The organism is Streptomyces sp. NPDC057099, from assembly GCF_042671245.1.
GTDB lineage: Bacteria > Actinomycetota > Actinomycetes > Streptomycetales > Streptomycetaceae > Streptomyces > Streptomyces purpurascens.
Genome location: NZ_JBHUTX010000103.1, coordinates 1 through 4,450 on the forward strand (window position 1 = coordinate 1; position 4,450 = coordinate 4,450).

Annotated in this window: 1 protein-coding gene; it reads right to left on the minus strand. The window is 71.3% G+C overall.

The genetic code is table 11. From position 1 onward, the window contains the following. Positions 1-4,387 (minus strand): condensation domain-containing protein (locus ACFT4A_RS42245; RefSeq protein ID WP_382841983.1); only part of this gene is annotated, 4,387 nt, incomplete at its 3' end. Between the last annotated feature and the right edge of the window lie 63 nt (positions 4,388-4,450).

A 4,450-nucleotide genomic window follows, 5' to 3' on the forward strand; every position in this document is an offset into this window, starting at 1 on the left:
CCGGCGTCCGCACCACCTGCGCCTCGAACAACCCCGGCACCGTCCCCGGCACAACCTCAACCGCCGTGTCGTTCCACTCCACCAACACCCGACGCCGCTCACCCACACCGAAGACATCCACAGAACCGACGGTCTGCTGCGGATCGTCGGCCAGTGCCGTGAGGACGCGCTGCAGCCGCTCCCCGATCCGGCCGGCGGTGTCCGCGTCGAACAGGTCCGCCGCCGCGCGCAGCGAACCGGTCAGTCCGGCCGGCGTACCGGTCTCGTCGAACTGTTCCTCGACCGAGAAGTCCAGGTCGAAGTTGGCCACGGAGGAGCCGCCGCGCAGCCCCTCCACTGCCAGACCGGGCAGGCTGAGCTCTGCCTCATCGTTGTTCTGCAGGGTGAGCATGACCTGGAACAACGGGTGGCGGGCGAGTGAGCGGGTCGGAGCGAGTTCCTCGACCAGCTTCTCGAACGGCACGTCCTGGCGCGCGAACGCCGACAGACTCCGCTCCCGCACCCTGCCCAGCGCCTCACGGAACGTGGGATCACCCGACAGGTCCGTACGGAGGACCAGGGTGTTCACGAAGAAACCGACCAAGTCGTTGAGCGCCTCGTCCGTACGCCCTGCGTTCGGCGAGCCGATCGGGATGTCGGTGCCCGCGCCGAGGCGCGACAGCAGCACCGCCAGCGCGGCCTGGAGGACCATGAACATCGTCACGCCCTCGGACCTGGCCACCTCCGCCAGCCGCGCGTGCACCTCGGCCGGAATCTCCAGTGCCACGTGGTGCCCGCGATGCGAGGCCACGGCCGGACGCGGCCGGTCGAACGGCAGCTCCAGCTCCTCCGGCGCACCTGCCAGGGTCTCGCGCCAGTAACTGACCTGACGTGCCATCAGACTTTCTGCGTCGCCCTCGTTGCCCAGCAACTGTTTTTGCCACAGTGCGTAGTCGGCGTACTGCACCGGCAGCGGCTCCCACTCGGGCGCACGGCCCGCGCACCGCGCCGTGTACGCCACCGACAGGTCCCGGGCCAGCGGTCCCATGGACCAGCCGTCGCCGACGATGTGGTGCATCACCAGAACCAGCACGCGTTCCGTCCCGGCTTCGAACAGCGAGGCCCGGATCGGAATCTCGGTGGCGAGGTCGAACGCGTACGCCTCGGCGTCCGCGATGGCCTTCTCGAGCCCGGCCGGTGTCTCCTGCGTCGTCCGAAGCGCCCAGGACAGGTCGTTCACGTCGAGGATGTGCTGGTAGGGCTCGCCGTCGGCCGTCAGGAACACCGTGCGCAGCACCTCGTGCCGCACGATGACGTCCCGGAGGGCGGCGTCGAGTGCGTCCTTGTCCACCTCGCCCGTCAGGCGCAGCACGGACCTTACGTTGTACGTCGCGCTCGGGCCCTCCAGCTGGCCGAGGAACCACTGCCTCTGCTGGGCGAAGGACAGCGGTACACGGTCGGGCCGCTCGGCGGCTGTGAGCGCCGTTCGGGCCGCCTCCGTCGAGTGGGCCAGATGGGTCGCGAGCCTGGCGACCGTGGGCGCCTCGAACAGCATGCGCAACGGCATCTCGACGCCGAGCACCGACCGGATGCGGCTGACCAGCCGGACCGCTTGAAGGGAGTGGCCGCCGATGGCGAAGAAGTCGTCGTCGACACTGAGGTTCCGGACTCCGAGGACGTCGGCGAACAGGCTGCGCAGGATCTCCTCCCGCACGTTCGCCGGTTTGCGGTTCCTGGCGGTGCCCGTGGTGCCGGACTGGGGCTCGGCCGTGGCCTCCGGTCCGCTGCCGGCCTTCGCCGCCGCGCGGGCCGGATACTCGATCCGTCCGTCGGCGCTCCACCGGGCCAGGTCCCCGGTGCGGTACAGCCGTTCACCGGTCGCCGAGAACGGGGATGCCACGAAGCGCTCGGCGGTCAGGGCCGCACGGCCCAGGTAGCCGCGCGCCGTACCGGCCCCGGCGACGTACAGCTCACCCGTGACACCGACCGGAGCGGGGCGCAGTCGCCTGTCCAGTACGTAGACCCGGGCGTTCATGGTGGCCCGCCGGTCCGCCGTCCCCCCTTCCGGAAGAAGTTCGACGCGGCCGCCGGACACCAGCGGGCCGAACGTCTCGGACACCAGGGAGGGTGTCGGCACCGGCAGCCGCGTGCCCCGGTCCTCCTGGCCGGGCTCGGACGCCGCCCGCGCCATCAGCAGGCCCGCCATCGACCGGTGCTCGACCACTACGGCCGGCGGCTGCCCGGAGGGGTCCGACGCGACCGTGACGCAGGCCGGATGCTCCGGCCGCAGCCCGTCGCGGACCACACCCTCGGGGGCCAGAGCAGCCAGTTCCCCGACTGTCTCCGGATCGTCCAGCACCACCCGTGTCACCCCCCGGGGCAGCGCCCGGGCAGGACCGGCCGCCGTCACCGTCAGGGCCAGGCCGGTGTCCGCGACCAGGGCAGCCGTACGCTCCGTCGACTGCTCCGGCTCGATCAGCAGATACGCAGCCCCGGACTTCAGTACGCCCAGCAGCGCCGCCACCCGGTCGACGCCGTGCTCCAGGCACACGCCGACCACCGACTCCGGTCCGGCTCCCTGGCCGGCCAGCAGCCGGGCGAGCCGGTTCGCCCGCGCGTCCAGCTCCGCGTACGACAACCGGACGCCCTCGGCGACGACCGCCACCGCGTCCGGCGTCCGCGCCACCTGCGCCTCGAACAGGTCCGGCAGCGTCATGGGAACGAGGTCCGCCGTGGTGTCGTTCCACTCCACCAGCAGCCGGTGACGCTCACTGTCGTCCAGCACGTCCACCGCGCTCAGCGGCAGATCCGGACCTCCGTCCAGAGCGGCTTCCAGCCCGGACACCAGGCCCTCGACAGCGTTGCGGAGGCGTACACCGACGGCTTCCGCGTCCACGGACGCGACGGCGTCCACGAACAACACCAGGGCCCGGCCGTCGTCGGCGATCGAGACACCCACCGGGAAGTTGGTGCGCTCGTGGGCGAACACCAGCCGGGTGCCCTCCATCGCCCCGTCCCAGCGCTCGTCCAGGTCCTGCCCGGTGTTGCGTCGGTAGTTGATGTAGGTCGTGAAGAGGGGTGCCTCGGGGGCCACCCCGCTGGCCTGCTGGGCCACGACCAGCGGGGCGTGCTCATGTTCCATCAGCGCCGCCAGCTGGCTCCGCATCGCCGACACCGCTGCCAGTACGCCCTGTTCGTCGAAACGGACCCGGACCGGGAGCGTGTTGATGAACGGGCCGGCGACCCGGTCCGCGCCCGCTCCGGCGTTCATCCGCCCGAACAGCACGGTGCCGAAGACCACGTCGTCGCGTCCGCTGAGCGCCGCCACGAGCCGTGCCCAGGCCACGTGCATCACCGTCGCCGGGCTCACGCCGGCGCGGCGGGCGGCCGCACGCAGCCGTTCGTCCAGCTCCGTGGTGAGCGTGATCTGCGCCCGGGCCACGTCCAAGCCGTCCCCGCGCACGTCGACCAGCCCGAACGGCGCGGTCGGCTCCGTGACGTCGCCCAGCAGGTCGGCGAAGTACCGCTCGTGGTCGGCACGCGCGATGCCGCCGCGTGCCTGCGCCACGAAGTTCCGGTACGGCAGGGGCTCGGGCAGTTCGGCCTCCCGTCCCTCTAGGAAGGCCTCCACTTCACCCAGCAGAACCTCCAGCCCGGTGCCGTCGCGCACGACGTGGTGCACACGCAGGAGAGCGAGCCAGCGGTCGGCGCCGGGGTCCGCCGCGATGTGCAGGTCGATGAGCGGGGCGCGGCCGAGGTCCATCGTCATCCCGCCGATCGCGACCAACTCGGCTACCGGGTCGGAGCCGTGGGGGTCCAGTTCCGTCTCCCTGATGTGCAGCGGAGCACGGCGCCACACCACCTGGACCGGTTCACGCAGCCCCTCCCAGACGAGCGACGTCCGGTAGATGTCCTGGCGGTCCACCACGCTCTGGAAGGCGGCCACAAACCTGTCGAGCCGCTCGCGGGTGTCGAACTCCAGCACCGCCGGCATCACATAGGCGTCCTCGCCGCCCTCGGCGAGCATGTGATGGAAGAGAAGGCCCTCCTGCAAGGGGGCCAGCGGATAGACGTCCGCCACGTTCGCCGCACCGCCCTCGACCGTGGCGACGATCCGCTCGACCTCGGCGACCGACAGGTCGACCATCGGCAGCATCTCCGGCGTGATCACGGTCGCATCGGCAGGAATGCGGTTGTCCGGCACCACCACCTGCTCCGCACCCGCCGCAGCCGCCAGACTGGCCACCGTCGGGGTGTCGAACAGAGCCCGCACCGACACCGACACGCCCCGGGAGCGCAGCAGTTCCACGAGACGGACCGCGATCAGCGAGTGACCGCCCAGCTCGAAGAAGTCGTCGTCGACACCGACACTCTCGAGACCGAGGACTTCCGCGAACGCGGCGCACAGAAGTTCTTCACGTTCGTTGGCCGGTCCTCTGCCCGCTCCCGCCGTGGCGGCGTGGTCCGGTGC